The organism is Chitinophaga horti, assembly GCF_022867795.2.
Lineage (GTDB): Bacteria > Bacteroidota > Bacteroidia > Chitinophagales > Chitinophagaceae > Chitinophaga > Chitinophaga horti.
This window is the reverse complement of sequence record NZ_CP107006.1, coordinates 4,736,470-4,763,391: the sequence shown is the minus strand read 5'-3', so window position 1 is coordinate 4,763,391 and position 26,922 is coordinate 4,736,470. Positions and strand designations below refer to the sequence as shown.

31 protein-coding genes are annotated in these 26,922 nt (G+C 44.0%); 11 read left to right on the top strand and 20 right to left on the bottom strand.

Features of this window, described 5'->3' with window-relative positions; genetic code table 11:
- Positions 1–19 precede the first annotated feature (19 nt).
- The 6 genes from MKQ68_RS19135 to MKQ68_RS19120 form a co-directional block, all read right to left on the bottom strand.
- Positions 20–385 carry a hypothetical protein gene (locus tag MKQ68_RS19135; protein ID WP_264280504.1) on the bottom strand — a complete coding sequence of 122 codons (366 nt, stop codon included), beginning with the start codon at positions 383–385 and terminating at the stop codon, positions 20–22.
- A gap of 389 nt (positions 386–774) precedes the next feature.
- Positions 775–1,065, bottom strand: a complete 291-nt coding sequence (locus MKQ68_RS19130) for a hypothetical protein (protein ID WP_264280503.1) — start codon at positions 1,063–1,065, stop codon at positions 775–777.
- A gap of 1,478 nt (positions 1,066–2,543) precedes the next feature.
- A complete protein-coding gene (locus MKQ68_RS19125) occupies positions 2,544–2,849 on the bottom strand; it encodes a hypothetical protein (protein WP_264280502.1) in 306 nt (101 codons plus the stop codon).
- A 12-nt stretch (positions 2,850–2,861) separates the two neighbouring features.
- Positions 2,862–3,317: a MauE/DoxX family redox-associated membrane protein gene (locus MKQ68_RS25970; protein ID WP_432803728.1), complete on the bottom strand. Its 456-nt coding sequence runs from the start codon at positions 3,315–3,317 to the stop codon at positions 2,862–2,864.
- A 532-nt stretch (positions 3,318–3,849) separates the two neighbouring features.
- A complete protein-coding gene (locus MKQ68_RS25965) occupies positions 3,850–4,191 on the bottom strand; it encodes a helix-turn-helix domain-containing protein (protein WP_432803727.1) in 342 nt (113 codons plus the stop codon).
- A gap of 163 nt (positions 4,192–4,354) precedes the next feature.
- On the bottom strand, positions 4,355–4,699 hold the full coding sequence (locus tag MKQ68_RS19120) for a helix-turn-helix domain-containing protein (RefSeq protein ID WP_264280501.1): 345 nt from the start codon (positions 4,697–4,699) through the stop codon (positions 4,355–4,357).
- Between the two features lie 235 nt (positions 4,700–4,934).
- Between MKQ68_RS19120 and MKQ68_RS19115 the strand changes: the two genes are divergently transcribed.
- The 6 genes from MKQ68_RS19115 to MKQ68_RS19090 all read left to right on the top strand — a co-directional run bounded on the left by MKQ68_RS19115 (position 4,935) and on the right by MKQ68_RS19090 (position 9,158).
- Positions 4,935–5,156, top strand: coding sequence for a hypothetical protein (locus MKQ68_RS19115; RefSeq protein ID WP_264280500.1), 222 nt, complete (start codon positions 4,935–4,937; stop codon positions 5,154–5,156).
- A gap of 9 nt (positions 5,157–5,165) precedes the next feature.
- On the top strand, positions 5,166–5,594 hold the full coding sequence (locus tag MKQ68_RS19110) for a hypothetical protein (protein WP_244844233.1): 429 nt from the start codon (positions 5,166–5,168) through the stop codon (positions 5,592–5,594).
- 42 nt (positions 5,595–5,636) lie between these two features.
- Complete coding sequence (locus tag MKQ68_RS19105; RefSeq protein WP_244844231.1) at positions 5,637–6,746, top strand: HNH endonuclease; 1,110 nt, start codon at positions 5,637–5,639, stop codon at positions 6,744–6,746.
- Between the two features lie 67 nt (positions 6,747–6,813).
- On the top strand, positions 6,814–7,161 hold the full coding sequence (locus MKQ68_RS19100; protein ID WP_264280499.1) for a YebY family protein: 348 nt from the start codon (positions 6,814–6,816) through the stop codon (positions 7,159–7,161).
- Positions 7,162–7,238: 77 nt separating this feature from the next.
- On the top strand, positions 7,239–8,417 hold the full coding sequence (locus MKQ68_RS19095; RefSeq protein ID WP_264280498.1) for an AAA family ATPase: 1,179 nt from the start codon (positions 7,239–7,241) through the stop codon (positions 8,415–8,417).
- A gap of 180 nt (positions 8,418–8,597) precedes the next feature.
- A complete protein-coding gene (locus tag MKQ68_RS19090) occupies positions 8,598–9,158 on the top strand; it encodes an HNH endonuclease family protein (protein ID WP_264280497.1) in 561 nt (186 codons plus the stop codon).
- 49 nt (positions 9,159–9,207) lie between these two features.
- Here the strand turns inward: MKQ68_RS19090 and MKQ68_RS19085 are convergent, their stop codons facing one another.
- Complete coding sequence (locus MKQ68_RS19085; RefSeq protein WP_264280496.1) at positions 9,208–10,344, bottom strand: hypothetical protein; 1,137 nt, start codon at positions 10,342–10,344, stop codon at positions 9,208–9,210.
- Positions 10,345–10,676: 332 nt separating this feature from the next.
- Entirely contained in the window at positions 10,677–10,958 is a 282-nt protein-coding gene (locus MKQ68_RS19080) for an AraC family transcriptional regulator (protein WP_264280495.1), read from the bottom strand.
- Between the two features lie 206 nt (positions 10,959–11,164).
- Here MKQ68_RS19080 and MKQ68_RS19075 point away from each other — a divergent pair, with 206 nt between their 5' ends.
- Positions 11,165–11,686 carry a hypothetical protein gene (locus MKQ68_RS19075; protein ID WP_264280494.1) on the top strand — a complete coding sequence of 174 codons (522 nt, stop codon included), beginning with the start codon at positions 11,165–11,167 and terminating at the stop codon, positions 11,684–11,686.
- A 300-nt stretch (positions 11,687–11,986) separates the two neighbouring features.
- Positions 11,987–12,334, top strand: a complete 348-nt coding sequence (locus MKQ68_RS19070) for a DUF2511 domain-containing protein (RefSeq protein WP_244844192.1) — start codon at positions 11,987–11,989, stop codon at positions 12,332–12,334.
- 47 nt (positions 12,335–12,381) lie between these two features.
- Here MKQ68_RS19070 and MKQ68_RS19065 read toward each other — a convergent pair whose 3' ends face one another.
- The 6 genes from MKQ68_RS19065 to MKQ68_RS19040 all read right to left on the bottom strand — a co-directional run bounded on the left by MKQ68_RS19065 (position 12,382) and on the right by MKQ68_RS19040 (position 18,386).
- The gene (locus MKQ68_RS19065; RefSeq protein ID WP_264280493.1) at positions 12,382–13,284 is read right to left on the bottom strand and encodes a zeta toxin family protein; all 903 of its coding nucleotides are present in this window, start codon (positions 13,282–13,284) and stop codon (positions 12,382–12,384) included.
- A 4-nt stretch (positions 13,285–13,288) separates the two neighbouring features.
- Positions 13,289–13,567, bottom strand: coding sequence for a hypothetical protein (locus MKQ68_RS19060; protein ID WP_264280492.1), 279 nt, complete (start codon positions 13,565–13,567; stop codon positions 13,289–13,291).
- A gap of 10 nt (positions 13,568–13,577) precedes the next feature.
- Entirely contained in the window at positions 13,578–15,581 is a 2,004-nt protein-coding gene (mobC, locus tag MKQ68_RS19055; RefSeq protein WP_264280491.1) for a conjugal transfer protein MobC, read from the bottom strand.
- Between the two features lie 12 nt (positions 15,582–15,593).
- Complete coding sequence (locus MKQ68_RS19050; RefSeq protein WP_264280490.1) at positions 15,594–16,883, bottom strand: relaxase/mobilization nuclease domain-containing protein; 1,290 nt, start codon at positions 16,881–16,883, stop codon at positions 15,594–15,596.
- Entirely contained in the window at positions 16,871–17,257 is a 387-nt protein-coding gene (locus MKQ68_RS19045; RefSeq protein WP_264280489.1) for a plasmid mobilization protein, read from the bottom strand. The genes MKQ68_RS19050 and MKQ68_RS19045 overlap by 13 nt, the downstream gene beginning before the upstream one ends.
- A 223-nt stretch (positions 17,258–17,480) precedes the next feature.
- On the bottom strand, positions 17,481–18,386 hold the full coding sequence (locus MKQ68_RS19040; protein WP_264280488.1) for a DUF8464 domain-containing protein: 906 nt from the start codon (positions 18,384–18,386) through the stop codon (positions 17,481–17,483).
- Between the two features lie 167 nt (positions 18,387–18,553).
- On the opposite strand from MKQ68_RS19040, the gene MKQ68_RS19035 reads away from it, so the two are divergent.
- The 3 genes from MKQ68_RS19035 to MKQ68_RS19025 all read left to right on the top strand — a co-directional run bounded on the left by MKQ68_RS19035 (position 18,554) and on the right by MKQ68_RS19025 (position 21,677).
- Positions 18,554–20,542 carry a metallophosphoesterase gene (locus MKQ68_RS19035; RefSeq protein ID WP_264280487.1) on the top strand — a complete coding sequence of 663 codons (1,989 nt, stop codon included), beginning with the start codon at positions 18,554–18,556 and terminating at the stop codon, positions 20,540–20,542.
- Between the two features lie 158 nt (positions 20,543–20,700).
- Positions 20,701–21,240, top strand: a complete 540-nt coding sequence (locus tag MKQ68_RS19030; RefSeq protein WP_264280486.1) for a hypothetical protein — start codon at positions 20,701–20,703, stop codon at positions 21,238–21,240.
- A 161-nt stretch (positions 21,241–21,401) separates the two neighbouring features.
- Positions 21,402–21,677 (top strand): hypothetical protein, encoded by a 276-nt coding sequence (locus tag MKQ68_RS19025; RefSeq protein ID WP_244844158.1) that lies wholly within the window; start codon positions 21,402–21,404, stop codon positions 21,675–21,677.
- A gap of 114 nt (positions 21,678–21,791) precedes the next feature.
- On the opposite strand, the gene MKQ68_RS19020 is transcribed toward MKQ68_RS19025, so the two are convergent.
- The 6 genes from MKQ68_RS19020 to MKQ68_RS18995 all read right to left on the bottom strand — a co-directional run bounded on the left by MKQ68_RS19020 (position 21,792) and on the right by MKQ68_RS18995 (position 26,920).
- Positions 21,792–22,382, bottom strand: a complete 591-nt coding sequence (locus tag MKQ68_RS19020; protein WP_264280485.1) for a hypothetical protein — start codon at positions 22,380–22,382, stop codon at positions 21,792–21,794.
- A gap of 938 nt (positions 22,383–23,320) precedes the next feature.
- On the bottom strand, positions 23,321–23,641 hold the full coding sequence (locus MKQ68_RS19015; protein WP_264280484.1) for a hypothetical protein: 321 nt from the start codon (positions 23,639–23,641) through the stop codon (positions 23,321–23,323).
- 22 nt (positions 23,642–23,663) lie between these two features.
- A complete protein-coding gene (locus MKQ68_RS19010) occupies positions 23,664–24,722 on the bottom strand; it encodes a DUF932 domain-containing protein (protein ID WP_264280483.1) in 1,059 nt (352 codons plus the stop codon).
- Positions 24,723–24,791: 69 nt separating this feature from the next.
- Complete coding sequence (locus MKQ68_RS19005) at positions 24,792–25,187, bottom strand: single-stranded DNA-binding protein (RefSeq protein ID WP_244844145.1); 396 nt, start codon at positions 25,185–25,187, stop codon at positions 24,792–24,794.
- Between the two features lie 572 nt (positions 25,188–25,759).
- The gene (gcvH, locus tag MKQ68_RS19000; RefSeq protein WP_244844143.1) at positions 25,760–26,134 is read right to left on the bottom strand and encodes a glycine cleavage system protein GcvH; all 375 of its coding nucleotides are present in this window, start codon (positions 26,132–26,134) and stop codon (positions 25,760–25,762) included.
- Between the two features lie 12 nt (positions 26,135–26,146).
- Positions 26,147–26,920 carry a metallophosphoesterase family protein gene (locus MKQ68_RS18995; RefSeq protein ID WP_264280482.1) on the bottom strand — a complete coding sequence of 258 codons (774 nt, stop codon included), beginning with the start codon at positions 26,918–26,920 and terminating at the stop codon, positions 26,147–26,149.
- Positions 26,921–26,922 lie beyond the last annotated feature (2 nt).

Genomic DNA, 26,922 nt, shown 5'->3' with positions numbered 1-26,922 from the left:
CCTTTTTTTCAATTTCTGATTAAGGCTGTATATAAAGACCTTCATCAGCTGGGATGAAATTTTTGGTTGTGGCAGTCTGAATAGAAATTTGATTGCCATAAACAGTGTTATCGCCAGCAGGAACTACAAACGAACAAGGATTTTCCTGCTCATTGCAGTAGAGAGATGGCTGATAAGGTCCAGTCAGCAGGGTATATACACCTGGGCTAGTCTGAACATAACGGTCACCGGGAGCGACATTTGATTTAGTCATTGCGGTAGCAGCAACACCAGTGCAAACTACAGCCAGAGCAAATAATACGTTTTTCATTTTTTGCTTTTTTTGTTTTTTAGAAATAGTCGCCACATTTTCGCAGGACGCGGCTTTTAACCTGTTATTACACATGTGAATTATTTTGACTTCGTGGTAAATCGAAGATTAAGGCAAATCGTAAATTCCTTCTGCATGGGCAATGAAGCACCTGCTCTGGGCTGTGTAGGGTAACTTAATTTCCATATGCTATATTGTCACCAACGGGCGCTGCATAATAACATGGATTTGCTGATTATTACAGTAAAGTGATTGCTCATAAGGTCCGGTCAGCTGGGTTATATTCAACTGGCTAACCTGAATATAACGGTCACCAGGGGCCAGCTAATGAAAAAAGTACGTTTTTCATTTTGCATCTTTTTTAGTTTAAGAATAATCGCTAGATTTTTAAGGGACATAGCTTTTAGCCTGTCATCGCACGTGTGAAGATCTCTTATTTAAATGTTTATGATGATATGATGCAATTAGTTCATGACATAAATGCCATCCGCATCTGGTATAAAGGCATTATTGATAGCTGTCTGAATCGATATTGTGGAGCCGTAGATAGTATTGTCACCATTAGGTACTTTATACGAGCACGGGTTTTCGCCTTCATCACAGTACATAGAAGGAGAATATGGTATTGTAAGCAGTGTGTAGACACTTGGACTAGTCTGCACATAACGGTCACCAGGAGCTACGATTGATTTAGTTATTGCGGTAGCAGCGAAACTTGTGCAAATCACAGCCATCACCAGAATTATATTTTTCATATGCTATTTTTAATTTGAATTGAATGGTTTGCTTTTGTAGATTTTGCGTCTGGATTTTGTTAGCTTAATAAAAGCGTTTTATAGATCAAGGTGCTTCGTAGAGACCTTCTCCTTCAGATGGGATTAAGTGATTACTTATAGCAGTTTGCATCGTTATCATGGAGCCATAGGTTGTATTGTCTCCAGGAGGAACCGTAAATGAACAAGGATTTAAGTCCTCACGACAGTAAAGAGATGGCTGGTATGGGCCTGTAAAGAGTGTATACACTCCTGGACTAGTTTGCACATAGAGGTCACCAGGAGTCATATACGATTTGGATATTGCAGTAGCTGTAAAAGCGGTGCACGCCACAGCTAAAACGAGAAATAAATTTTTCATTGTATCAAAATTTTTAGTCAATAGTTGAAGTTTACATATTTCTACATATGCCTAAATCACCTGGGATTAGCCCCGACAGAATAGCTTGGCTTAATGAAAGCCTATTTTGGATATACTGTGTGGTCTCCTGCGGGAACAGTGAAGCTGCAGGGATTTGGACCCTCTTCGCATAGTGAGGGATCATATGGCCCAATACTTCTTCCGTAAATTCCAGCCTCTATCTAAGTATAAACGTTTCCAGGGACAGTTGCTACAGGTTTAGTTATTGATTTAGCCGTCAATGCACTGCAAAACACAGATAATGCAAGTAATATGTTTTTCATTTTTTAGAGCTTGAATATTATTGAAATACGAGGTCGTTCCTCAATCACCCGGAGGTTCATAAATTCCCTCATCACTTGGTATAAAGTCGTTATCCAAGGCCGTTTGCAGGGAAATTTGTGATCCATATGCATTATTATCTCCGGGTGGCACAATAAAAGAGCATGGGTTCTGTCCATAGTCGCAATAAAGAGACGGATAGTATGGTGCAGTTAGTAGTTCGTACGTACCCATACTAACTTGAATATACCTGTCCCCCGGGGCAACGTAAATCCGGTTTAATACTGCCGATGCTCCCATGGCTAATGATATTGCTGTTAATGTTAATATACCCTCTTTCATGTAAGGCTAATTTAGCGTCAGTGAGTAGTGCATTTTTGTATGCAATTACATAGATCGACTTTTTCGTGGCGCTGATAATGGATATCCTTTATCAATCAAACTCATAAATCCCATTATGTTCCTTAATCCATCCATTTCTTTCCGCGAAATCCTGTGAAACCGCATGGTAGATTTTATGATCGTCAGATGGCTGTATATATGCGCATGGGTTACTGTCTTCGAAACAACGGATTGATGGTGCGTAAAGTTGAATCAACCTTTGGTAGACACCCGGACTAACATGGACATATATTCTTTCAGATACTTTTTTAAGTTTTGTAGCTCTAGTTACAACGAATGTTGCAAAAAGCACGGCTGTAACCAAAAATGCGTTACTCATGTTTAAAACTTTAAACGATGTCTGTTGCGAATGCATTATAGCTTCCTAGTATGCGAACTATTCGCCATAATACAATCCATTGTATTCGGAAGCATAGAAAAAGTTGCTAACCGCTGTCGCGTAGGTAATTGTATTTGGATATATCGAGTAGTCACCTGATGGCTGCGTAAATGCGCAGGGAAAAGGGTACGATTCCGTACAAAATAATTCTGGATAATAAGGCCAAAATAAGGCTTCATATACTCCAGGACTCGTTTGTGCATACACGGTCCCCGGTCCAGATGATTTTTTTTGATCGGCTTTTACAAATTGTAGACCTGTTGCAAGAACGACTACGAAAAACGCTAATATTTTGTTTTTCATTTTTGATATCTTTTAGTATCCCCTTTTTGCTTCAATCTTATATGCGATTGATGCTGCAATCAGGAGTACGGTGTTAAGTATTATATGGTTCCACCATGAGAGCGAACTAATTATTCCGCCGCAGTTACAGGGTAGTTTTAATCCGGTTAACTTTAGAACTGTAATATATATGGTGAAGATGGCTAGCAGTATCGCAGAGGCGAGTAAACCCCAATGTCTGAATTTTGGTAGTAGTAATGCAGTCACGATTATCACTTCCACAATTGGTATTCCCCATGCCACGATTGGTACCAAAAAAGCTGGCAGGTAAATTCGGCCCATGATATCAGTAAATTTTTGAATTGTCTGAAATTTATCTAAAGCCGTATATAAGAATAGTACGGATAGAATAAATACGATCAAGTAGACGAAAAGACTAGCGTATTTTCCGTTTGTTTTCACTTGTCTGTTTACTGCTAGAAAGCTCATAGAATTGAATGTTTCTGGTGAACGTGTTAGTCGCGAAACCAATAGCGGCGGTTGCATAATAAAAACACAGAAATACACGATAGTTAGCCAGCGCCAAAGCTGAAAACATTTGGTTTCGTACCGGTAATTTTTATCAGATACACAGCAAAGGAACGCTTCGTACTCTCAATATAAAATATGTAGCAGGCGCGCGCAGCCTGTGCACACTTTCTCCAGTTCGGCTCTTCTAACTGCTGTTATTATGAAAAAGAAGGCATGGGTTGAGTAGGTACCCTCCCGCAATGCCTGCGGCATGAAGAGGGTTTCATCAAACACTAAATCTTGATAATTTTTGGTATTACTCCAGAGATTAACAATTGTTCTTAAGCTATTCTAAAAATCAAGGTTCCGGGCAATACAAGATTAAAGTGTATTTATAAACGTGGCCTCATACTCTCTTGGCTAAGGGTTAAGGTTTATTGTTACTTTCTTCATGCAATTTAAAATCATCTTCGTTATTCAACAAATTTTTCTGTTGTCATTTTGTACGTTTTTAACCGCGATATTTTCGCGCGCGATAATCAGCTGGTCGCTCGCCAAAACATTTGAAAAATGCGCGACTGAAATTCGCTACAGTATTGTATCCAAGGGCAACTGATACTTCTTTAATCATACGTCCATCCGCTAACATAGCCTTCGCTTTTCGCATGCTATGTTCCAGTTTGAATCTCGCGATTGAGATTTGATATAGAAACTTAAAGCTCTCGTGAAGCTTCGTGTGTCCCATGCCTGCTAGCCTGGAAAGCGTGTTCTGGTCATGCTTTCGTTCAGGCTGCGCTTTAATGAGATCATAGACTTGCTGAATGCGTGAGATATCCTCGGAGCTAAGGTTCATTGTTTAATATTCTACTGGCGGGCGAAGCGGCTGCCTGCCTTTGTTTGAAAATTCTTTACACGATTTACACTTCAAATTAAGATCAGGTACTGAAATATGATTTCCAGTGTGAATCATGAACGGGTCATCAATTTGAATTTTTAGCATATAGTGGGTGACTAAGCTAGGCACACTTCATATCGCTTATCGCTTCTTGCGCTGGGGTAATACCGTGGTGAAGCGCGTATGCACGGGAGAAGACTTTTACGTTCGCATAGCCAAGTGACTGGGCGACGGCTTTTTTTGTTGTGCCTCGTTCAAGCTGTTGCTTTGCGTAGCTCATCGCTAAATCCAGCCAGTATTGATGAATAGGAGTTTGAAATAAGAAGTTAAACCCCCGGGTGAGTTTCGTTCGCGAAAGTCGGGACAGGTTGACAAGCTCAGCTATTTTTAATCGGGCAGGAATGTTTTTGTCCAGGTAGGAACGGACTTCGTTGATGATGCGTACATCTTCATTGCTTAAATGCATATACGGTAGATTTAAGGCTATGAATAAGCCCCGCGGATGCGAGGCTTCTCCATAAAAATGAAAACTTTAAAAATCGCAACTTGAATTTATTGATTATTTGTGCGAAACGATTGCAGTATACCATCTGGCTAAACGAATAGTCTCGGAAGTTCTCCGGGGTTAGAGGCCTGTTGCCATTTATTTAGTGACCTGCTTTATACAGTATAAACCTTATATTTGAAGTCAAATTTTCGCTATGGCCTTCTTCAAAGAGAAAGTATGGCCCGGGATGCAAAATGTGTGGCGAGATCCAGTTTGGAGCAAGTTGATTTCCACGGGTATTATTACAGCAGTTATTTTTGCTTGGGCAAAAATAACCCAACAAAGCTGGGGAGATATTTATGGGTTTGTTTTAAGACTTCTAACCTTTCCTGTACCCCCTACCTCTTATTATCTGGCTTTCGCCTTTTCTTCTTAATGAAAAGTCATGAAGTTGTTTGTAAAAAGGAAGGAGCCGTTTTGGGATCAACCGATGGGGAATTTCACTTTTAGGAAACTATACAATCAAATGATTTCCCAAAATCTTCTTTTTACAACCAAAGGAATGGAATTGAGTGGACAACAGCCACCTAGTGAATGTTTGCTGGATTTGTTCCAGATATATTATACGAGGTACAATGCTGGCTTGGACGGAGAAGACCGGCAAGACGGTGCCTATGGATACAGTATATTATCTCCCAAATTGCTCGGCTATGGGCTTATTACTGCTACAGAAACGCCCAATCAGCACCTTCCACACATACGTGAAATTGTCTACAGAACATCGGAATTGGGACATAAATTTCATGCAGAACTCGAAAAGTTACAGTTAAAAGAAGCAATAGAGGAATCCAAGAAGCGAAAGAAAGGTAAATAGACTTCCATTGACTATTAATTTATAACACTCGAATTATTCCTAATGCAAGTAGCATATACGCTTTATGATAGTAAGCTGAATGGAGAGGCCGATATCTTTTTCGACCATTATTCCCCCGTGAAAATCATCTCCTCGGTAGTGGATGGAGGGGAATTAAGGCCGGTCGAAGAACGCGTTTGCCGCTTTTGTGGAAAACGAACCCCGGCGGCAACTTTCAAAAATGAGGCTCACATCATACCCCACCAACTGGGAAATGAATCTCTTGTATCTGATTTCGAATGCGACAGCTGCAATAAGATTTTTGGAAAGTACGAGGCGCAGCTTGCCAATTTTCTAGGCATAAATCGAACGCTTAATAAAGTTAAGGGAAAGAAAGGCTATCCGACATTCGATGCTCCAGGTAATGAAGTTAAAGCTTCGGTGAAAGACATTCTTGGGTTAGAGGATGTTGTGGAGATAGAAGTTGGGAAGAATCTTTCAGTGAATATGGAAACGGGTGAGCATAAGCTATCTTTCCGGCAACCGGGGTACAGGCCTATATCTGTTTTTAAGGCACTCGCGCATATCGGATTCTGCATGATGAATAATGATGATCTCCTCGGATATAGAAGATGTATTGAGGAGTTAATGTTGTCGCATAAAAAGGATGTCAAGTGTGTAGGACATCCTATATTCAATGTAGCATTTGCGGCACTGCCGCGTAAGCACGATACATTTGCAATCTTGTACCGCCGCATCCAGCCGGGATTATTTCCCCTTCATGCCCTTCACGTTTTTACAGGAGACACAATGATTCAGCTAGCGATGCCTTTTCAGAAGAACGACACTGAAAATTATTCTTCTGAGTTTGGCGCGTTGTACTTACCCCCCGGGCATTTCGATGGCGATCACGCGGAGGACGTTAACATACCCTGGCGAGTGCGGGACATGTCAGGTGCCGACACGATGCAGGAGGCTTCGGGATTGGGTTTTACAATCAACCCGGAAAGGCTGAAGAATCTTGTAGTTATCGACCCGGCAACTGGAGAACTGAAGGACATTCCGTTTGATCCAACGCAGATCGCTAAGATCGTCATTTCCAAAGAAGACCAGCGTATAAACTACCCAAATGAACCTGGAAAAACAGAGGATGGCGCTGAAGATGTGTCCTAGTCGGACATTTCATCATGTTCAAAAATTTAATAAACCTTATTACCCTAAACGTTTATAATCTATAGCTATGAAAAAAGCAGTATTCCCAATTTTAGCCGTGATAACATTTGCTGCATGTTCGGAAGATTCTCAGGGAGTTGTTTTTAAAAAGGAGGATTATGGTGCCAAGTGGCCATTTTCGGTAGAGGAAATCGAGGTTTATTGTGCTGGACTAGCAAAAAGTGAGATTTACTTCCGGTCTGGCGAAAAGACTTACGCACTTAATGGCGACGCCCGCAGGATGGCTGAAACCCGCAAAAGCGCAGAAACTTTTGATGATGTGAGTGAAGTGTTGCTCACCGATCTGCGTGATCCCAATTCTAAGATGCCCGTGCCAGATGAGCTTATAAAGAAGGCATTTGAAAACTGCAAATGATTAACGTATGAGCGGTTTAGGGTTGGATATCCATCTTATATTAGAATAATTAGGCTTAATGTCAAAACAAATAATGCATGCTTAGGATACTAGAAGTTAGCATCGAAAATATAGGCCCGATCAGTAATTTGTCACTGAAAGTAGATTCGACGTTCAATATGATTTGCGGTAAAAATGGAGTTGGGAAAACGACAATATTGGATTTTATCGGACAATTTTTTTCTCATAATTTACTCCTCAAGAGATCAGCAAACGTCGAATCTGGTTCTGGGACGTTAAAATATGATCAGGACGGTGTGCAGCGAATCATTAAAATAGATAATCGGAGTTTCGATGCTGGCCAGAGCGATTTTTCAATTTCAGGTCAAAATAGCATAGGGAGTAATAGTTTCATTAACATTAAACTGCTTCGTGACATCCCTTATAAAAAACTTAAACATCTCGAAGGAGAGGCACATTATGATCAAAGTGCCTTCGCCCATCGAGTCTACACAGGAATCGTGCCCGGGGAAATAAAAAGCTGGTTTATACGAAGTTCTCTTTTTTCGGCCTTGAACGAAGGCCTTGGAGAATATCAGAAGCGAAATCTAGAGTTGGCAAAATCATGTTTTTCAAAGCTGGATGATTCGATCACGTTTTATACTGTAAAGCCGACTTATGAAATTTTCCTGAACTCTCCAAAAGGCGTCATATACTTTGAGTACTTGTCTGCTGGATTTAAATCAACTTTAGCAATACTCTTGGGCATTATTAAAGAGATTGAGGGGCGCAGCCAAAGCAAACCCATTTACGCCGGAGATTTTGAAGGTGTGATCATGATTGATGAGTTGGACCTACATCTGCATCCTACATGGCAAGCGAAAATCTACACAGTCCTGAAAGAAGTATTTCCAAGGACTCAATTTTTCTGTACAACGCACAGCCCCCATATGGTTCAGGCAGCTAAGTCCCAGGAAATTATCGCACTTACGGCAGACCGAGATGGGCAGGTTAGGCTAAACCCTTTATTGAATCAAAAGTGGGGATGTCAGGGCTGGACGGTCGAGGAAATTTTGGAGGATGTAATGGGGCTGAAGGATACCAGGGCAGACATTTACGCGGATACGCTCTTGGCGTTTAACAATGCTATGGAGCAGGAGCGATATGAGGCAGCCTTAAATGCGTTTAAACTTTTGGAGGAAATGCTTCACCCAAACAACGTGCTTAGAAAACTACTGGAAATTCAATTGGCAGGTTTAACTCCAGAAAATGATTAGAATACACGAACTCCCAAGCCCGTAGAGTTGACTCTTCAATACCAAAAAGATAAAACTGACGAATTTAAGTCAAAGGGAACATCAGTATGGAACGTTGATTTTATTAAGAAGGCCTTACTGGATATGTCGTCAGATAAATGCTGCTTTTGTGAGGTGTATGTGAAAGAGGAGAGTAAATACATGGAAGTTGAGCATTTTCATCATAAGAAAAAGTATCAAGATGAAGTAATTGAGTGGAGCAATCTTTTGCCGGCTTGTAAACGATGCAATACCAGTAAGTCGGATCACGATACCGTTGTTGAGCCGATAGTCAATCCTACTGTTGATGATCCCCGCGAACACTTTTTTTATAAAGACTATCGCCTGAAACCGAGGACGGAAATTGGAGAAATGACAATTAGCGTCCTGAATTTAAATGATCAAGTACGGTTAGGTGTTCCCCGGTTTGAAATCGGATACAGTATACATACGAGACTGGAGGATTTGCTGGAGGAATTTAAGTCTTTTCAGGCTGTGGTTATAAAACGAACACAAGCCCGCAATAGAATTCTGAGGCAGCTTAAAGCGATTATGGAACTTGCTTTGCCACAATCGGAATATTCAGCCTTCATGTCAACTATAATTATGGAGTGCGTCGATTATCGAGAATTAAAGGATGGGCTCCAGAAAGACGGGCTTTGGGACCAAAGTTTCATGGATCTGGAAAATGCTCTTTCTGCGGTCAAGTTTGATACGCTTTAAAATACAAGCGATAGGCCTTCCGAGGAGTATCGAAATCTGTTGTCAGTAATCATTCAGCTACAATTCCCCGGCTTAAAAACTCCTTGAATATTCCGTCTCGAATCTTTGGAGGAAGTGTATCAAAAGGGCTCAGAGACGTGTGTATCTCTTGGTTAATGTATTCTCTAACATCCTGGGGTAGTGCGTAATAAACCTGATCAAATAACTCCATTTCGAACTTAAAATTCACTCCACCAAAACTAACAATACAAAAAGTAACGAAGTCAAACAGTACAGATTTCGTCTGCTCAGACCCCACATATTTACCTATTGTCGCGTAAGTTTGCTCTTCAGCTAAAACGTTTACATCAAGTAAAAGATTTTTGAAAAGTGAGAAAATATAGACTACGACAATTTCGATTTCATCGGGATGAAGGTAGTTGAGTTCTTCATGAAAAAGATTGAAGCGAACGAACGCCTTCACCTGCTCACCAGCTTCGATTTCGTGAAGCATCTGTCGGAGGTGCTGCATTACAGTCTCATTGGGAACCAAGCGTTTAACCACCTGCACAAATTCTTTTGAGGCTTCTATTCTCACGGTATCCTTTTGGGGAATATAGCCTTCGGGCAAGAAGGGGTCCCAGAATGACTTCTGGTAATCATCCTCCAACACTAATTTATCCAACAACTTTATACGTTCCGTTTGGTTCATTTTCATCGCCACCTTTGAAAATACAGAGCGATATTGCCAGTCCATTCTCAGCTTATTCAGAATCTCATTCGCTTTGTAACCATAAGTAGCGCTATATTTATCTTCTATGGCGTTTGTCACAATCCCGACCAGAGAAATAGATATTTCAGCATCTTCCATCGAAAATTTTTCAGCTTTCCGAACTTCTTTACCGGGATGCACTAGGTTACGATAGTCTTTTATTACCCATGCAAGGTTCTTCTGCCTTTTAGTTAATAAGTTCTGCGTTTCCGCCAGATTCAAAAGATCCTCGAAGGATAGTCTGTTGATTCTGGCAGCGGAAAATCCTTCCGGCAAAAACTGTAAAAAGTATTCGATGATCAGTGCCTCCACAATGCTGCCGGCAAGAACTAAAACAGATTTTGCTGCGCCGACGCTCTGACATGCTTTCAATTCTTTATAATCACGCTGAAGCAGCTCGCGAAATTGATTGTCGGCCACAAAATCAAACGTCATATGTAATTTTTAGCAATCAAGATACGAATATGTCCCGATATAACACTTGTTCATAGGCGGGATGAACCGACCCTATTTTTGTGTTGTCTATCACCGTTACAATTTTAAGTTTCGAATTTTTTGCCGCTGTAAAAGTTTCTCTACTCCGAACTGTTGGGTAACGGCTCTCATCTCCTCAGCAAGTGGCATTTCTTTTTCCATTAGGCGCAGGACCGTGGCCGCTTTCTCGTTGACAAAGTTCTTCACCCTTTCCGGCCATTTGCGACGCACTTCGTCACGGTAGATTTGGACGGGATCGAGCGGATTACGCGCAACGATCGTGGTTCCCTGCTTCAGGGTAACAAATTCAGGATGGCAGTACGCACATTGATGCTACGTTCATCGGAAACATCGGCCTGCTGCATCTTCTGCAACGCATAGTCCATGGAAACCTCTAACCAATACTGATGGATAGTCAGCTGGAACAGAAACTTGAAGCCGCGGGTCAGGCGTGTTCTACTCATGCCGGACATTGCTACTAGGTGGTCTACTTTGAGCCGATTGGGAACATTATCAACGATGTGTTGAAGAATGCGATCGATGGTGCGGACGTCATCGTTAGATAGTGGTATCATAGCTTGCGATTTTGGGTTAAAGCCTTCTAGGAACAACTAAGGTTATCCTTTTTTTTACTAAACTACAGCCTTACACTGAAATCTGACTGCAATTAATAATCAAAAATATTGGGTATTTTTGGCTAAGACTAGGAGGTAGCCGTTACTCTCTCCCAGCTCTCGGTAAGATTTAGCGATAGACATCCTTACAACTAAAATTTTACGCTATGAAAGTTTATGCGATAGCCTCACGCATCAACGGGGGCGACTTCCTGGTCTGTATGGAAAATGACAACTCCTGCGGCCCTATGGTCTATCAGAAAATTGAACAGGTGAAGGAGTTTTTCAAACCATACTATGATGTGCTGCCACAGGGATCGGAACACCCCGCGTTCGCTTCGATGTTGGAGAAATTTGCTGTTTTTTTTCCAGTCATTGTTGCTCTCGATCTTGAATCAGCGATGGCGACTATCGAACAGGAAATGGAAGTACGCGGTATTCACTATGGCGAGTTTACAGTACTTCCATTTTCCCATGGCTTTTTCCGGATGAAGCCAGGATTTATTGACCGTCATCTGGAGCTTGATGTGCTAAAGGATATCGAGCACATACAATTGGTGGATGCCGATGGAAAGATCCGTTTAAACCAGTTTGAGATTGTACGATCATATTTGGGCGAGACATCCAAGATGCCACCGGCGGATGAGCGTGCCTTGGACAAAGTATTAAGAGAAAGAGCACTTAAGTGATTTTCGGGATCTGAGTCATAGATCCCTAATTTTGGAAATCTCTTAGTGCATTTTACGTACAGGAGGGCATCGGCCACATTCAGGAACCTTGGACCGATGGATAACGATGCCTGTGAGATTAAAGATATTCCATCTGATCTCAAACAGGTAGCGAAGAGTATCATCTCTACTATGGATTAAGGTGTCTTGTTCCGTAAACTTCGCCAGGTTGAAACGAGAACGACTAAAGGGCTCCTTGCGTATATTAGGCCCCGCATCAAAATACAATCTGACTATACCTTAAAAGTTTAAACTATAACTATGAAAAGATTACTGATCTCGCTGTCCGTAGCTGCATCTTTTTCCGCCTGCTCATCTGTCAATGAGGGCGTGGTTTTTAAAAAGGAAGATTACGGTAATAAATGGCCCTTTTCTGTAGAGAAGATTGAGGTTTATTGTGCTGGACTTGCAAAAAGTGAGATATACTTCCGGTCTGGGGAAAAGACTTATGCACTTAATGGTGACGCCCGCAGGATGGCTGAAACTCGCAAGAGCGCGGAGACTTTTGATGATGTGAATCAAGTCTGGCTTACCGATCCGCGTGATCCTAATTCTAAGATGCCCGTACCGGATGAGTTTATAAAGAAGGCATTTGAAAACTGTAAATGATTAACGTCTGATTGACTTGATGATCGAACAGGCAGTCAGCATCACGATCATAACCCTAGCTTCCTCTTGGTTAGATGATTAGGGCTTTCAAGGCCCACATTTTGGCAGAAGGCCTTTATTTCTGATCGGTGTGCCTGTCTTTTTTGCATCAGATGCAGGACGGTAGTTGCTTTTTCCAGTACGAAAGCTTTCAGGCGGTCGGGCCAATCCCGGTTAACCTCTTCCTGGTAGACCTTGAGCGCATCGAGTGGGTTGCGGGCAACCAACGTCGCACCTTCTTCGAGGGTGGCTACGTCCAGCACGGCCGTACGAGCGTATAGACCAAGCTGATCGTATTGGGCTTGCTGGGTAATGGCTTTAAGTGATGAAGGAAGACGGTTATAGCAATCGTCATGAAAGGCCCGTGAAACATACCTTCCTGAGCCGGTGAATAATTTTGACATTTCGTAACGTAGATGAATGCCTAGCAGGCTCAGGGTTGGACTTACGGCCAGGATACGCAAGTCGGAATGAAAACCTGTTTCTTTACACAATTTAAGGCGGTTGTTGATCAGGTTTGGATCTCGATAGGTGACTTCGATTACATAGTTTAGTTTATTGTGGTGACAATGGCTTGCCAGCCGGGCATTCCAATCGCGCGCCTGCCCGGATGTGATTTCTGCATAGTAATTTTCATGTTCCATCAGGATTGCGCGCGCATGGGGATGATAAGACCTTATTTCATCGGCACTGCACACCACCACGTTACCGTTTCGCTCTGCCTCAACCTGCTTTTGCAGGGTTGTTTTTCCCGCGCCGGGTTGTCCGCCAATCATGGTCATGACCGGCTGATCGACCGCCGTTTTTCCCGTGGTGCGGTCGGCAATGATCTGCTGGAGGATCGCATCGGAAATTTTCTCATCGATTTTATAATGGCGCTCTAACGCTTCTACTATCAACTCTCTGCGCATGGGTTTAAAAATTTTGATTGATTACTGCACTGTATTTTTCGATGATGGCAATCATCAGGGGCAACTCTTTGAAGTTTCCGGGATGGTTGTCTCGCTGGGCCTGCAACCACCGGGTTTCCAGCTTACTGAGCCTGCGTTTGTCGGGGTTAGGTTTTTGTAATTCCAGTACCTTTTCGCGGCTGCTCCAGGCAATAATTTCGTTTAGGATGGTATTGGTCGCCTCGATTGCGATGTCCCAGTCTAGCCGGCTTGGCGTTCGGGTGTTAATGATCTCTGTATTCATGTTTTTTGCTTTATCGTTTACGAATGATTAAATGCCGTTTGGAAGGATCGGACAGCAGCCTTTCCATTTCTGAAGACACAATGTTTTGTATGTCCTGGCGTACCTGGTCATAGTTTCGATCGATCATGGCCTGGTCTACTTTTCGGATGATGGGAATCGGCTTGTATGCAGCTTCTTCGCGCTCGATGGATTTAAAATCATTTTGAATCTGGCAGTCAAACGCTTTTAGCTCCATCGATTGATCTGGAACATCGGATAATAGCCCTACGAAGTGACCGGAGGAGAGCTTGGCAATTTTGGAGGGTGTGACGGCGAGCTCGTATTGTTTGCTTCGGCTGATGGTGGTGCCGCTGTCACTGATAGACAAAGATTCGCGTTCCTGCATGATCTTGCCGATCTGTTCCGACAGTTGTTTCGCGCTATCGCCGGTTTCCTGGCCGGCGATGATATTACCGGCAATGGACATGATTACATCCGCCTGTTCCTTGCCGTATTCTTTACGGAGCTGGTTGATGCTTTGCACGCCCATGACCACAGCGATGCGGTTGGACCTTCCAGTACTGATGGTCGGTACCAAGTCTACGCCGGTGAACTGCGGGTATTCGTCCAGTAATAACATGGACTTTAGTTTCCCTTTTTTATTAATGACTTTTAACAGGCGGGTTGCATAGAGGGAAAGTACGGCCCCGTATACCTGCTGTTTCTGCGGATTGCTGCCCAGGCACAGTACTTTTGGCTTTTCAGGATTATTAATGTCCAGGCTGAAATCGTTACCTGTAAGGGCGTAATACAATTGAGGGGAGGAGAGTCTGGCCAAGGCAATTTTGGCACTGGCGATCTGCCCTTCCAATTGTTCCATTACATCCGCCTTATAGGCTGAGATGAAGGGGTTAACCAGCACCGTACATTCTTTGGCCCAATCGCTTTGCAAGAGCGTGAATAGGCTATCATAGTCCAACTGGATCAGTTCAATGGCATGCGGGAGCGTACAATAAATGCCGTTCCGGTATTTTCTTAGAAACCAGATGATCGCAGTAAAGAAGTTGCAACTTGATTCGACAAAGAAATCCCCGATTTTACGCTGCCACTCCTTATTAAGATTAAGGAGAATCGTACGCGAAGCTTCCGTTGCATCGGTGATGTCGGTCATGCTCTCAGGCTCCAGTGGATTACCACGATGGGAACGGCTGGGGTCTTCGAAATTGACAAACAGGCATTCCGGTTTTCCGGGGTACCTATGTTTGTTCTTTAGGAAATTATTGTACGCAATCAGGGAGAGGTCCGGGAACTTGAAATCAAAAACCAGCATGGTATAAGGCTCAGGCTTAGCAAGCCCCTGTTCAATGAAACGTCTAAGCACAAACGCTGTCTTACCGGCTCCAGCTGATCCGGATACCAGTACGGAGCGGTAAGGGGCGATGATGTTCAGGTAACCCTGGCGCATCTTGTTTTTAAGCTGGTAGGTCATGGGCAGGTTAATCGAATTTTCATTGATCAGCAGCCGCTCTTCCTGCGGGAACGTTTCGTTCTCCTGGTTGAAAATGTCTTTATTATTGAAGCGACTTTTCAGGATTCTGCTGAGAAGGGTGCCGCCTGTGAGGATCAGCAGGAAACCAGTGCCGGTAAGGGCCATGTAGGCGATCGCGGTAATAGATTCCGGTAGCCCCGCATAGAATAACAGATAGCTGATCCAGTAGCCCAGCAGGCCGCTAATCAGATAGGCCAACGCAGTTCTGTAATTCTGTTTCTCGTTTTTCTTACCCTTTGTGCCAAGCAGTGAGATCAACAGGAACAGCAGTGCGTATACTTTGGAAAGCTGGAAGCTGTCCAGCAGGCCCGTCTTGTAAATATTTCCTAGCAGACGATCTGTAAGCTCCATGGTATACCCCCAGTCCCGAAACGCAGTGTAGAGGAAGTAATAAAAATGGATAGCTAAAATTGTTACCGCAATAAACCTCGTCAGGTCAATGATCTTTCGCATTGCCTGTTCATTTTCTCCAGTTTGATGTGCCATTGTCTCTTCGTTTTAAATCTTTGTCTGGCCTCTGCGACCACGCTTTTTCTTTTTCTTGCCGATCCGGAGGTGCCATGGCAGCTGCAGGTCGTTGTATTCAGGTTGGAGGAGAGTTTCGAGGATGTTCAGGGCCGGTAGATCGGATTTCTGAGAGACGGGTGGTGTAGGTGGTACCAAATTGAGCGGAGGATCGGGGAAGGGGAGATTACGAACATGGTTGCTCGGCTGAGCGGAGGAGCACTGGTCAAAATGTTTTAAGATCGCCGAAGCGCTATAAGCCTGGCCGACCTGACTGCCGTTAAAGACGTGCCGGGTACGGTTATCGATGAAGGTTATGCCGTATATCCTGCCCTCTAAATTCTGACGGATTACCGTATCGATACCTTCGGCTTTTAGCGAGGAAATCAGTTTTTCCAGCGTGTTGCATTTTGTGTCGAGTAGTAATAAGCCCAGGGTATTTGCGAGTTTAGTTTTTTCAGCACGGTGGTGCTTCCTGTATCGTTCGTTTTGAGTGAATATTTCCTGGAGCCTGGTTAAGGTAGGGTTGTTAAAAAAACGACTGGCTTTAATGGGTTTCCCAACCTTGTTTCCTTGCTGGTCGATAATGTGATACAGGAGGCCGCCGGTTTTAAAAACACGTGAATCTTCACCACCGCGTTCGGCAGAAACATTGTATTGCCGGAGCAGTGCATTGAGTTCAGCCAGGGAGGTGTAGTTGTAGGTGTTGATGACTGCATTCAACACTTTAGCAATGGCTGTCCGGCTGTCGGTTTGACCATAAATTGCTTGCCGAACATCGACCGACTTCGGTTGGTGGATACGTTTTTTGTCTGCGTCCTGCGCCCGCACTAATCCGTACTTTTCCTCCAGGGCAAGACGCGTTTTTTCGGATTTTCCGCGGCCGATGTTGGAGGTTTGGAGGGGCTTCCCGTTACGGTCAATATTAATGGTCACGATATGCAGGTGAGGGTGTCCGGAATCGTGGTGTTGGTAGATCAGGTAAGGCTGATCGGCAAAGCCTATGCCTTGCATGTAATCGGCGGCTATCTGTAACAGTTTCTCCCCGGGTAACTTTTCCGAAGGGTCGAAGTTTATGCTGATGTGAACACCTGGTTTTTTGACCGACGGTCGGAGCGCTGCCTGGTTAAGCAGGCGGTTGATTTTCTGCGTAAAGGAGAGGTCGGGAAGGTCCTTAGGATAGCCCATCGCTCCAAGGCAAACCGCCACACCTTTTTCCACTTTTTTTTCGTTGTAATTCAGGATGGCTTTGATGCGGGTGGAGCTGTCAATTATTGTAACCATAAGTCTCCCAGTTTATCGATGTATTGACGGATTTCGCTGATCTTCTGCGCGACGATCTGGCGCTGCTGATCATAAGCCTGCAGCCAGGTTTTAAGCTGTGGGATGTTGTCCACCATATGCAGCTTGTGGACGGCCTGGTTGAAGTTGTTTCCGATATTATTCAGTTCCTTTCTAAGGGCGATTAGTTCTGCCATGGTGTCATCTAGCGAGCGGTTGCGGTAGCTGACGGTAATGGGTTTTTGGAGGAGTACTTCGCGGGCATAGCTAGCCCTGTTCTCCTGGGTACTCGCTTTCCATAGTTTGGTAATCACTTCTGATTCTGCTGAGGTGAGCCTGATTTTTAGGCACTGGTTTCTCTTCACATTTTCTTTCATCACGTATCAGTTTAGCCATTTCAAAAGGCCATTTATGGACTGCATTTCCGCCCACGACTTCGGAGTGAACAGGCGGCAAGATCGTCGGGAGGGCCCTCCCGACACATCTTGCCGAATGCACGGCACAGGCATTCTTAGCATCAAAGGGAGTTTCTGCCCTGAGCGGGAAGGGGAGGTGTAATAAAGTAGACCAATGTTCGGCTGATGAGGAGAGAAGGCGAGGTTACTGCCGTAATCCCTTTTTTGGTGGAGGATAGCGTTTTGCGAGGCTACGGTGCCAATCGTTTAAATCGTCGTGGTTCTTATATATTATACTTTTATCCTGATACCCCAGGTTCAGTTTAAGTGCGTTTGTAGTGACATTTCGTCCGCCGGTGCCGTTGTCCAGGTAGAGTAATTTACAGGAATGCTTGTCCATAAACTGACGGGCTTTTTCAAACATCCCCGTGGTGTTTAAGATGCAGAAGTTGTCCTTCAGAACGGGCATGTTCCAGTGAAAGGTAACGAAGGAAAGGAAGTCAAACATTCCTTCAAAAATGTGTACGGTATTGGAGCCGTTATCAATGGAGGTAAAGTCTGCCGGACTGCTGGCGCTCTTCATAAATTCGTTACGGATGGCCCATTGTCCCGAGTTGTTTTTGAGACCGATTCCGAAGTAAGATTTGCCATAAATTTCATAGTGTACCTGGCGGCAGTACCGCTTTGCAATATCGTGGTCGATGGCGCGCTGAGTGAGGTAGTTTAGCAGCGCCGGATGGACGATTGCCTCATCCCTAATGATCTTTACTTTGGTCTCTTGCTGGCGGGGAGAAATGTCCGCCCGTTTGGGTAGTGTAGCGATGTGCTTATTGTTACGGTACCATCGGAGTACGTCGGCTATTGTCCACTGGTGTAATTGCAACATCAAGTCGACCAGGTTGCCGCCAGCCTTGGTTCCGTGATCATACCAGGCATTTTCTGCGGCATCGACTTTGAAAGATGGGGTGTTTTCTCGATCCCTGATCGGAGAAATGTACATGTATACTTTGCCCCTTATGTTTGTGGGCTGAATACCGCAGGCCGATAGATAAGCCACGATGTCCATCTCCTTAATTTCCTGAAGTATCTCAGGTACTGATTTCTCTTCCATACACACGTTTCGCTTTTACAATCTTTACAAATGTAAAGTGACCAGGAGTGCAAATGCAAACGTCCTTAAATTATACGTTGAAGCAGCGCCTTTGTAAGGAAGTATTTTTTGATTATTTTCGGTTTTCGCAGGTTTAAAAGGAGCCTAACTAACAAACAAAATTACGCATGAGAATTGTACAGCTTTCCGACATTCACTTGTCAGCAGCAAATATTACCGATTTTCGAAATTTTTACAGGAGCGCCTTAATTAAAGATTTAAAGGAATATCACGAGAAGGTCCCGATCGATATTATTCTTCTTACCGGTGATCTAGTGGATAAAGGAGGAGAGTCGCTATTAAAAATGCCTGAGGAAACATCTGATAATTGCTATGAGATATTTGAGCGTGAGTTCATTCAGCCAATTTGTGAAGCGCTTACTATAAGGTCAGATCAAGTGTTAATGATCCCTGGTAATCATGACATAGAAAGAGGAAAGGTCGATAAATATTCTGAAAATTATCTTTCGACTTTGGAAAAGGAGGGCATCTTGGTAGAGTTGCTACAGAATAAGTCAAGTTTCAGAAACGTCAATGAAAGGATACAGGCATTTAAGAATTTCGAACGGCGGTACCATGGCAGCAATGAAAACTACGTTTATTCCAACAATGAGTCAATACATATTGCCTATGAGAATGAAAAGAAGGTCGGATTTGGACTAATCAACGATTCCTGGCGTTGTTCATCAACTTTGAAACCGGAAAACCATTACATTGGATACAATCAGCTTTGGAATATTCATAGGAATTTTGAAGATCATCAAACGGTAATAAATGTTGTGGCTTTTCATCATCCGTTAATGGCGTTCAACGAAAGTGAGAGAGAAGAAATTGAGAATATCCTTACTTCTCAGAATTTCAACATAGTTTTCTTTGGCCACAGCCATAGACATGCTGCAAAGTCTCTTTCATCATCCGTTGGAGGGTACTTTTCGATAAATGCCCGAACTGCATTCAATAATGCAAATGAAACAAATGTCAAATACCAGGGCGGATACAATATTTTGGATATAAATTTGTCAACGCGGGAGTATCTACTGCATGCCAGAAAGTTTATGGCTTTAGGCTACCGCTTTGATCATGACGTAGAATCGATTAAAGGAGGTACTGAATCTGGATACCTTCCCAGCGCTTTGCCATATGCCCCACTTGCAAAACCCGGACAGTCGCATAAAAACGATGATGCATTACCTTCCAGCTATTCAGCTGATGTGAAAAGAATTGTAGGTCTGCTTATTGGCAAATCTCTTTATCCTGAATCATATATGTTCGTGCGCGAGCTCATTCAAAATTCGGTTGATGCTTGCAGGCGTGTTGTTGAAAAGTACCCTCAAAGCCGGCCCAAAATTATTATTAATGTCAACACAACGGAAAACTACTTAGAGGTAATTGATGAAGGGGATGGAATGACTAAAAGTACCATTAAACATCACTTTTCAGTGATTGGGAAAAGTATCAGTCAGGAGTTTAACGATAGCACAGGAGATTTCGATCTTATTTCAAGGTTTGGGATCGGTTTCATGAGCACCTATATCGTGGCTGAAAAGGTGATAATAGATACAAAGAATGATGAAGATGAGCAGGTGAGATTTGAGGTTGATGATGTATTTAAGGGTTTCAACTACATTGATCCAACTAATGGATTTCACCGAACTTTGCGTGGTACAATGATTAAAGTCTACATGAAGCCCAGCTATTCAGCGCGCGAGGCATTTGATAAAGCAATGGTATATCTCAGGCATATTGAGAGGCTTCAACTCAATTTGGATTCCAAGAGTATGTCCGTTCCTAGTAGCTGGAATATTGAAAATGCAATGTTTGTTTTTGAGCATAAGTCCGTTAAGTATGTTTATAAAGTTGGAATCGGCAAAGAGCAAACAACTTTTATTGCATCAAACAGTGGCTTTCTGATAGGGGCCGATCTGTTGGAGCTCCTACCAGCGAAGTTTCCTAGCATCATTGGCGGAGAGGTTAACTTTTTGCCTAAAGGTATTGACTTCGACATGTCCAGAACGAAAATTATGCCAACGCAAAAAGCGGAAGCATTCCGAAGGGAGATTTCGGTTTCAGTGAAGAAGCTTTTGGAGATGCCTTGGATTCACGGAATCAAGAACTGATAGCGCAAGTAGTCAAGTACCTTCACTATTACCTTCAGTTTTATGATAACAATAGTGCGTCAATGAAGGCAACGTATCTAGACTTTTACTCCAAGTCCGAATTGATCTCCTTATGTTGCCAGTACACAATAATGCCCTATCAGGGTAAACAAACGAGATTGCTAGACATACTATTTGTAATGAAGGGGCTGTCTCTAAAATTTATTGTTTACTATAATGCTGGTTCCTTGACAGATTATCAAACCATAGTCGTCCAATTTCTTGCTAGTAAGGGTTACTTCTTGTTTCAAAATCAGGCGAGTATTGTGACGTTTAGGGATGGTGAAGGCAGGCCGAACCTACATGGTGTCCTTCAGCAAATTCTCCCTGACTATAATATTGCATTGCTGGATATAAATAGGGTTCCTCCTGAAGCGCTAGCTGATATGAAGATGGATGTGACATCTTTGCCAGAAAAGCTACAGAGACACATTTCTAGGATAAGAGAAGAGCACAAGGTAGATATCCAAGTCGGAAAGTTTTCGAATTTGCCAAAATCATCAGTACGCAATCATTCTCAGATATTCCTGAACTATGAGCATGAGACATTTAGATCTTTGTTGGAAATGCTTCACTTTTCTGATGCGCAGTTTAAGATTTATCTTTTAGGCATACTCGGTTTGGGGCTTCATGGAACTTCTCTTTACAGGAATAATTAGTAGATGATATTTTGGTTCAGCTGCAACAGGGCTGTGTAGCTGAGGACGTTCTGCTATTCAGAAATGATCGGCATTTAAATAGGACATTTCTCCGCATATTTTAATGAGGTTTGAGGTGCCAATTCTCCTTAGGTTTGCATTGTAAAAACAAAGGAGGAAGTATGGCGGGAAGTGAGATTGGAAAATTTGTTGAGATGATGTTTTCGTTACCGGCAATGAAAGCACCGGTGAAGTTTGAGATGAAGAAAAGCGTTAAGCTCGTGTTTGTGATATCAAGACTGATTGAGCGAGGGCTTGCGCCAGGCGGTTCTGCCGATCCGGTACTGGATCTGCTAAGTGCCGAAGATATCGAAGAGCTTCAACAGGCGAAAAGAGAAATGCTGGAGAAGGTTGACTTGCTGGACCTGAATGAAAAGCTTAAAGCGTTTAGTAAATGAAATGTTTGCCCCGCCTGACAAAGCGGGGCTTTTTAATTGGTTATTTGACTCAGGAAAAATCCCGCTGCGGGCATGCAGCGGGAGGTGATGGTTGGTATTGATTTGGGAAAATGTTCAGGCGTCGATGTCAATGTATACCATGGCATGGCAGGTTAGCTGCTTGTGGCCCATATTGCCATAGATTACCAGGTGTTCATTGCGGTTACCGCTTTTATACGGTACCATCATACGGACATAAATGACGTACGCATGCGAAGATTTTTGCAGCTTGCAGTGCATGGGCTCAGTGAGTCCATTGGAGCTGTAATTAACCGCACCCTGGACATTCCAGTGGGACATGATTCTTCGGCTGTGCGCATCGTATTGCGGCGTCACGTAGGCAAAACAATCGGTTCCAATTACTTTGGCACTTTCGTTATATACGACCGAATCCGGCGTAAGGGCAAGCAGCTCGGCCTCTTTCTCGAGCTCCTGGTCGATCAGTGAGTCGAGCACCCGCACCCGGTTGAATAGAAGGCTGGAGCCGGTGCGGATTTTGTTCAGCGTTTGCTGCCGTTCATGAAGGAACTGCCAATAACCGATTAAGTCATAGCCGCCCTTCATGTAAGGCTTTTGCGTGCCGGAGTCTCCGCACGGCCAGATGGGATCATCGCTGCAGCCCAGTTGGCAGGTTATGAAAATGAATATTAGGCTTATTTTTCTCATGGTCTTAGCGCATGTAGTCCATTGGAGCAGGACTGGTTGAACAAAAAAATCTCTGTGCCGGATGTCCGGCAATAACTGTTTCGAGAAAATGAACGCTCCGGTGAGACCATCAGGGCGGATGTATATCGAAACACGCCGTTCTGTGAGAGTTGAACGGTCATATTGTAAACCGAATTTTTGGCAGGCGGACGATAATTGCAGTTCCTGCCAAGAAAGTTTGCAGAGCGGTGAGCATGCTTAAGCGCGTGAAAAATTAGGGAGCCCGACACGACCATCAGGCTCCTGACTTTTCTCCAATTTAGCTTAAGACAAAAAAGCTTACCGTTGGTATAATGTGGTTATTGAATTTGTATCCTTTCTGCCAGCGCAGGGGATTACCGGGTTTAGTGCCGGAAGTTGCAAGGTTACGTGGACGGGGAGCTTGTTTTAAGAAAGCGGTGATTGACCGGACCTGACACGAACATCTGTCCCTGGGACTGTTTTCTTAAACAAATTTTGATCCTCTTAATTGTGATCTGTGCCCGCTTCTAGCGCATAGATCAGGATTATTTTATCGATTGATTTTTAAACTAGGTATCAGTTGTTATTGCTGATGGAGTAAAATTAAAACAAGGCTGTTTTTTAAGAGGTTAATGAGTTGTTAACTGAACCAATTCGCGCTTACGCACGTTTTTTCGTGGATGGTAATAAAGCCATGGTAAAGGTTTTAATGGGTTTTTGCATTTGTAGCGCATGGATGATTAATTACTATTTTTTAGTGCGAAATGATGGCTATTCCGTACAGATTTGGAAACCTTTTTTACTTGTTTTTGCAAGAATCACGCCCTGATCAGTTGCCATCAGCGGGCGAAGCCCGCCGATTTTTTAAACAGGCCAACCCAGTCGTCTGAAGCTCCAGGTTCTTTTCAGCGGACTACCGAAAAAGTGTCGTTTTCATATTACCGGGTTAAAAGGTGATTGATGTAGTTAAGCGATTCGAGCAGCAACCCAAGAATGATCGATAGGTTCGCGCCAATTTTTAGAACGGTTTCGATGATAACGGTCAAAAGGGCGATCCAAAAGTTTTTATGATGCTGCAGGCCGGCAGGGCCTCGCCGGTTGAACTCGCGCCGGGCGATCAGCAGGCGGAGGGCTATTCCTGATAGGAGAAGAATGTGCGCTGTCATGATTCTGAATTGAGTTAAATACTGATAGTTGCTTTCTAGACGGGCGATCGCTGCCGGGCTGCCGCGTATTCGGGGTAAATCTTTGGTGTGCATGGTAGTTAAATTGTAGGATGAATTAGTTGGATGCGTTCAGATGGCCGGTTTTGATGAAGTGGGTACAGAGGTCGAAGGCTGTTTGTGACCTTAGTTGTGCGGTGCCGCCCATGAGGATGTTTTTAATTTTGGCATCTTCGTCTCTAAATTTCCTGACGTTCTGATAGTAACCCGTGATAGCATTGTAGGCACCAAAAACAGTTCCTCGCGTGGTGTTGGTCTGTTGGGTAGGGTCAGACATGGCGTATTCAAATACCTCATCGCAGGTATTCAGGAAGTTCGTAGAACATACGTCTAGCATGCCTTGGCTGACGGCTTGGTAAGTTTCTTTGCTTGGAGCCATCGCCAGCCGGATGAGCTGTTTAAGCTGATCATCCCAAATGATGGCTTTAGCCATCGCGTTAAAATGATCAGCATACAGGGGCGTTAGTTTGGAGGTCAGGTTAAGGATTTGATGTGCTTGGGATAGTTTTGCTTTGGCCGACGGGAAGTGCTGTATTTTGATGATGTTGCGGGATTGCTGCATGGCCGCGTTTAGGGTATTGGCACACACGATCCGTACCGGCGTGTAACCGATGGTGATTGCCCCGCTTCCGTCATGGCTGGTACTTAAGAACAGGTAGAGCTTGATTTCATCATCTTTTCCAACAACGATTTCCCCGGGAATGGTTGCGGTGGCAAAAATGCGTTCACCGTTTCCAAGTGCGCCGGCCGTTTCATAGCTTACGCTTCCATCGGCAATAAGGCTATCCATAAAATCGAAGGCTTCGCGGTTTTGAAAGACGTTGTAATCTTTTCCCACTACGCCCAATGCCTGATATGTATCGGTGCGGACGGTGGCGAAGCGATCGGGTACCTTAATTACTTGTTCCTGCGTAAATACGCCATCTGTATTAATCCCGGCGGGTATCTGCGTAAGTAGGGGGAATTTTTCAACGGTAAAGTCGAGGTTTGCCAGCCGCATGGCCTCGCGGCTGGTGGGATTGTCCATGATGATTTGGCCTTTTTTGTGCCATGCGGGCTGTTTTACAGAAAAGAAGCTGTGTGTTTGTGTCGCTTCATTAAAATTGATCTGATCCATGATATTTAAATTTTAGGGTGAGTGATGGGGATTTAGAAGATCAAGAGGCTGGATGCCCCCTGATGAGAGTTAAAAGGGCAGGTCATCGTCTGCCGGTACTGGTTCGGACGCTACGGCTGCCGGGGCTGCGTCTTGCTGGTCGGATGCGCTGGTAGATGAACCGGAAAGGAATTTGATTCTTCCGGTTACGTTCATGGTGTTTACGCCGATGGCTTCACCGTTTTTAATGTAGGCACGTACATCCAGGTCTCCTTCAATGAAAATCAGCTTGCCTTTGGTGAGGTACTGCGCCATGATTTCGCGTTGCCATAGGGCGCATTCTACGAACTGCGTGCGCTTAATCTGTTTGCCCTCTTTGTCGCTGTATGAGGTATCTACGGCGAGGCTAAAGTTTACTACTGCTTTGCCGCTTTCGAAGTGCTTTACTTTAGCATCTGCGGTTACTCTTCCAATTCTTGTGTCCATGATTTTTTTGTTTTAATTGTTTACGTTTCATTTTTTTCCTTTTTTTCTTCATCAGCCGCTTTCGGAAGGATTGTATGCTGGTGGGTAGAAAAGACATTCAATGAAAACTGCAGGGAAGCAGGACTAGTGGCGGTAAGTCCCTTTAGGGGGCTTCGCCAAAAAAAATCAAAAATGAAGAAGCCATTAAGGAGCCATCTGTCCTGCCCGTGCAGTACATTCGAGTGTTCTTTTCCCTACCGGTATAGAAGCCCCGACACGGCTGAAAAAAAACTGCTCTTAACTAATTGCGATAGCGATTGCAGCGGCATCCTCTCTGCCGCAGAGAGATACAGCGGAAAGGTACTGTCTTGAAATGCAAGGAATTTTTACACTTTTTTTGCAGCGATGTATTGGAGTTGCTGGAACCCGATAAAGAGCCGAGAAGCTGAAATGCCCGCTGCGTGAGCGATTGCAATGGAAAGCCCACAGGAACGAGGACTTGGAATGGAAAGCGCGGTGCCATAGGGCACACGCCATAAAATAAAAAAAGCCACGCTGATCGCATGGCTTTGATTATCTAAGGGTATGTATTTTTATGAACCTGTTCTTACTTGGTATTCACCAGAGGAAAGAAGAGAGTCCGTATTACCAGTTATCTGTACTTTAATGAGCCAGCCCTCACCGAAGGGATCATCATTGAGCAGCCCAGGGTTATCCTTCAATGCAGGATTGATCTCTGTTACAGTAACGGCTACAGGCATGAAAAGATCGCTTACGGTCTTAATGGCCTCCACAGATCCGAATACCTCATCTGCATCGAATGTCTCGCCAACAGCGGGCAGGTCAACAAAAACAATCTCACCTAATTCATTTTGTGCAAAGTCGGTTATGCCAACGATACCTATATTAACGGCTACAGAAAGCCAGGTGTGTTCAGCGGAATATTTCAGATGATCTGGAAAGTTCATAACAATGGAATTTTAGAAACCACGACGTAACATATCGGCATACTCATTAGGAAGCGGGCTATCTTCAACACCTTTGGCAGCACGTTCCACATCATACTCAAAGCGAATGAACTCAACCTGAATGCTACTTTGATCGGTGATGCTGCTATTGTCATTAATGCTGAGCATGACATAACCACCCTGCGGATTGCCGTCTTTGGGCTTACCGACAGAGCCGATATTGATGGCATGACGGTAATGATCCTGACCATCTACACCGGAATTAAGCACCCGATGATAAGGTTTATGGGTATGACCAAAGCACATGATGTCGGCATCTGCCTGCTCCATGATACGGATCATGCTCTTTTCCTCCCGGTCTTCAAACAGGTACTCGTTGATCTTGCGCGGGCTTCCATGCACCAGCAGCAGGTTCAGCTTGTCCTCGTTCAGCTGGAACTCCACCTTAATGTGCGCAGGCAGGGTACGCAGGTAAGCGCGCTGCTCCGGTTTCATCAAACTGTTGGTATAGGAGATGGATATTTTGCCCATGTCCTTCTCGGTATCGGTCTTGTAAGCGCAACCGCATTCATCGCTCATGCGGCCAATGCCAAAATCATAGTTACCTGCAATGGTTGGAATGTTACGCCTGCGGACTTCATCAATCACCTCGTTGGGCCAGCTGTTGTAACCCACCAGGTCGCCCAGGCAATAGATCATGTCGGGCTTACGTGCATCTACATCGGCAAAGAAAGCTTCCAGGGCCGGGAGGTTGGCGTGAATGTCAGAGAATAATGCAATTTTCATGT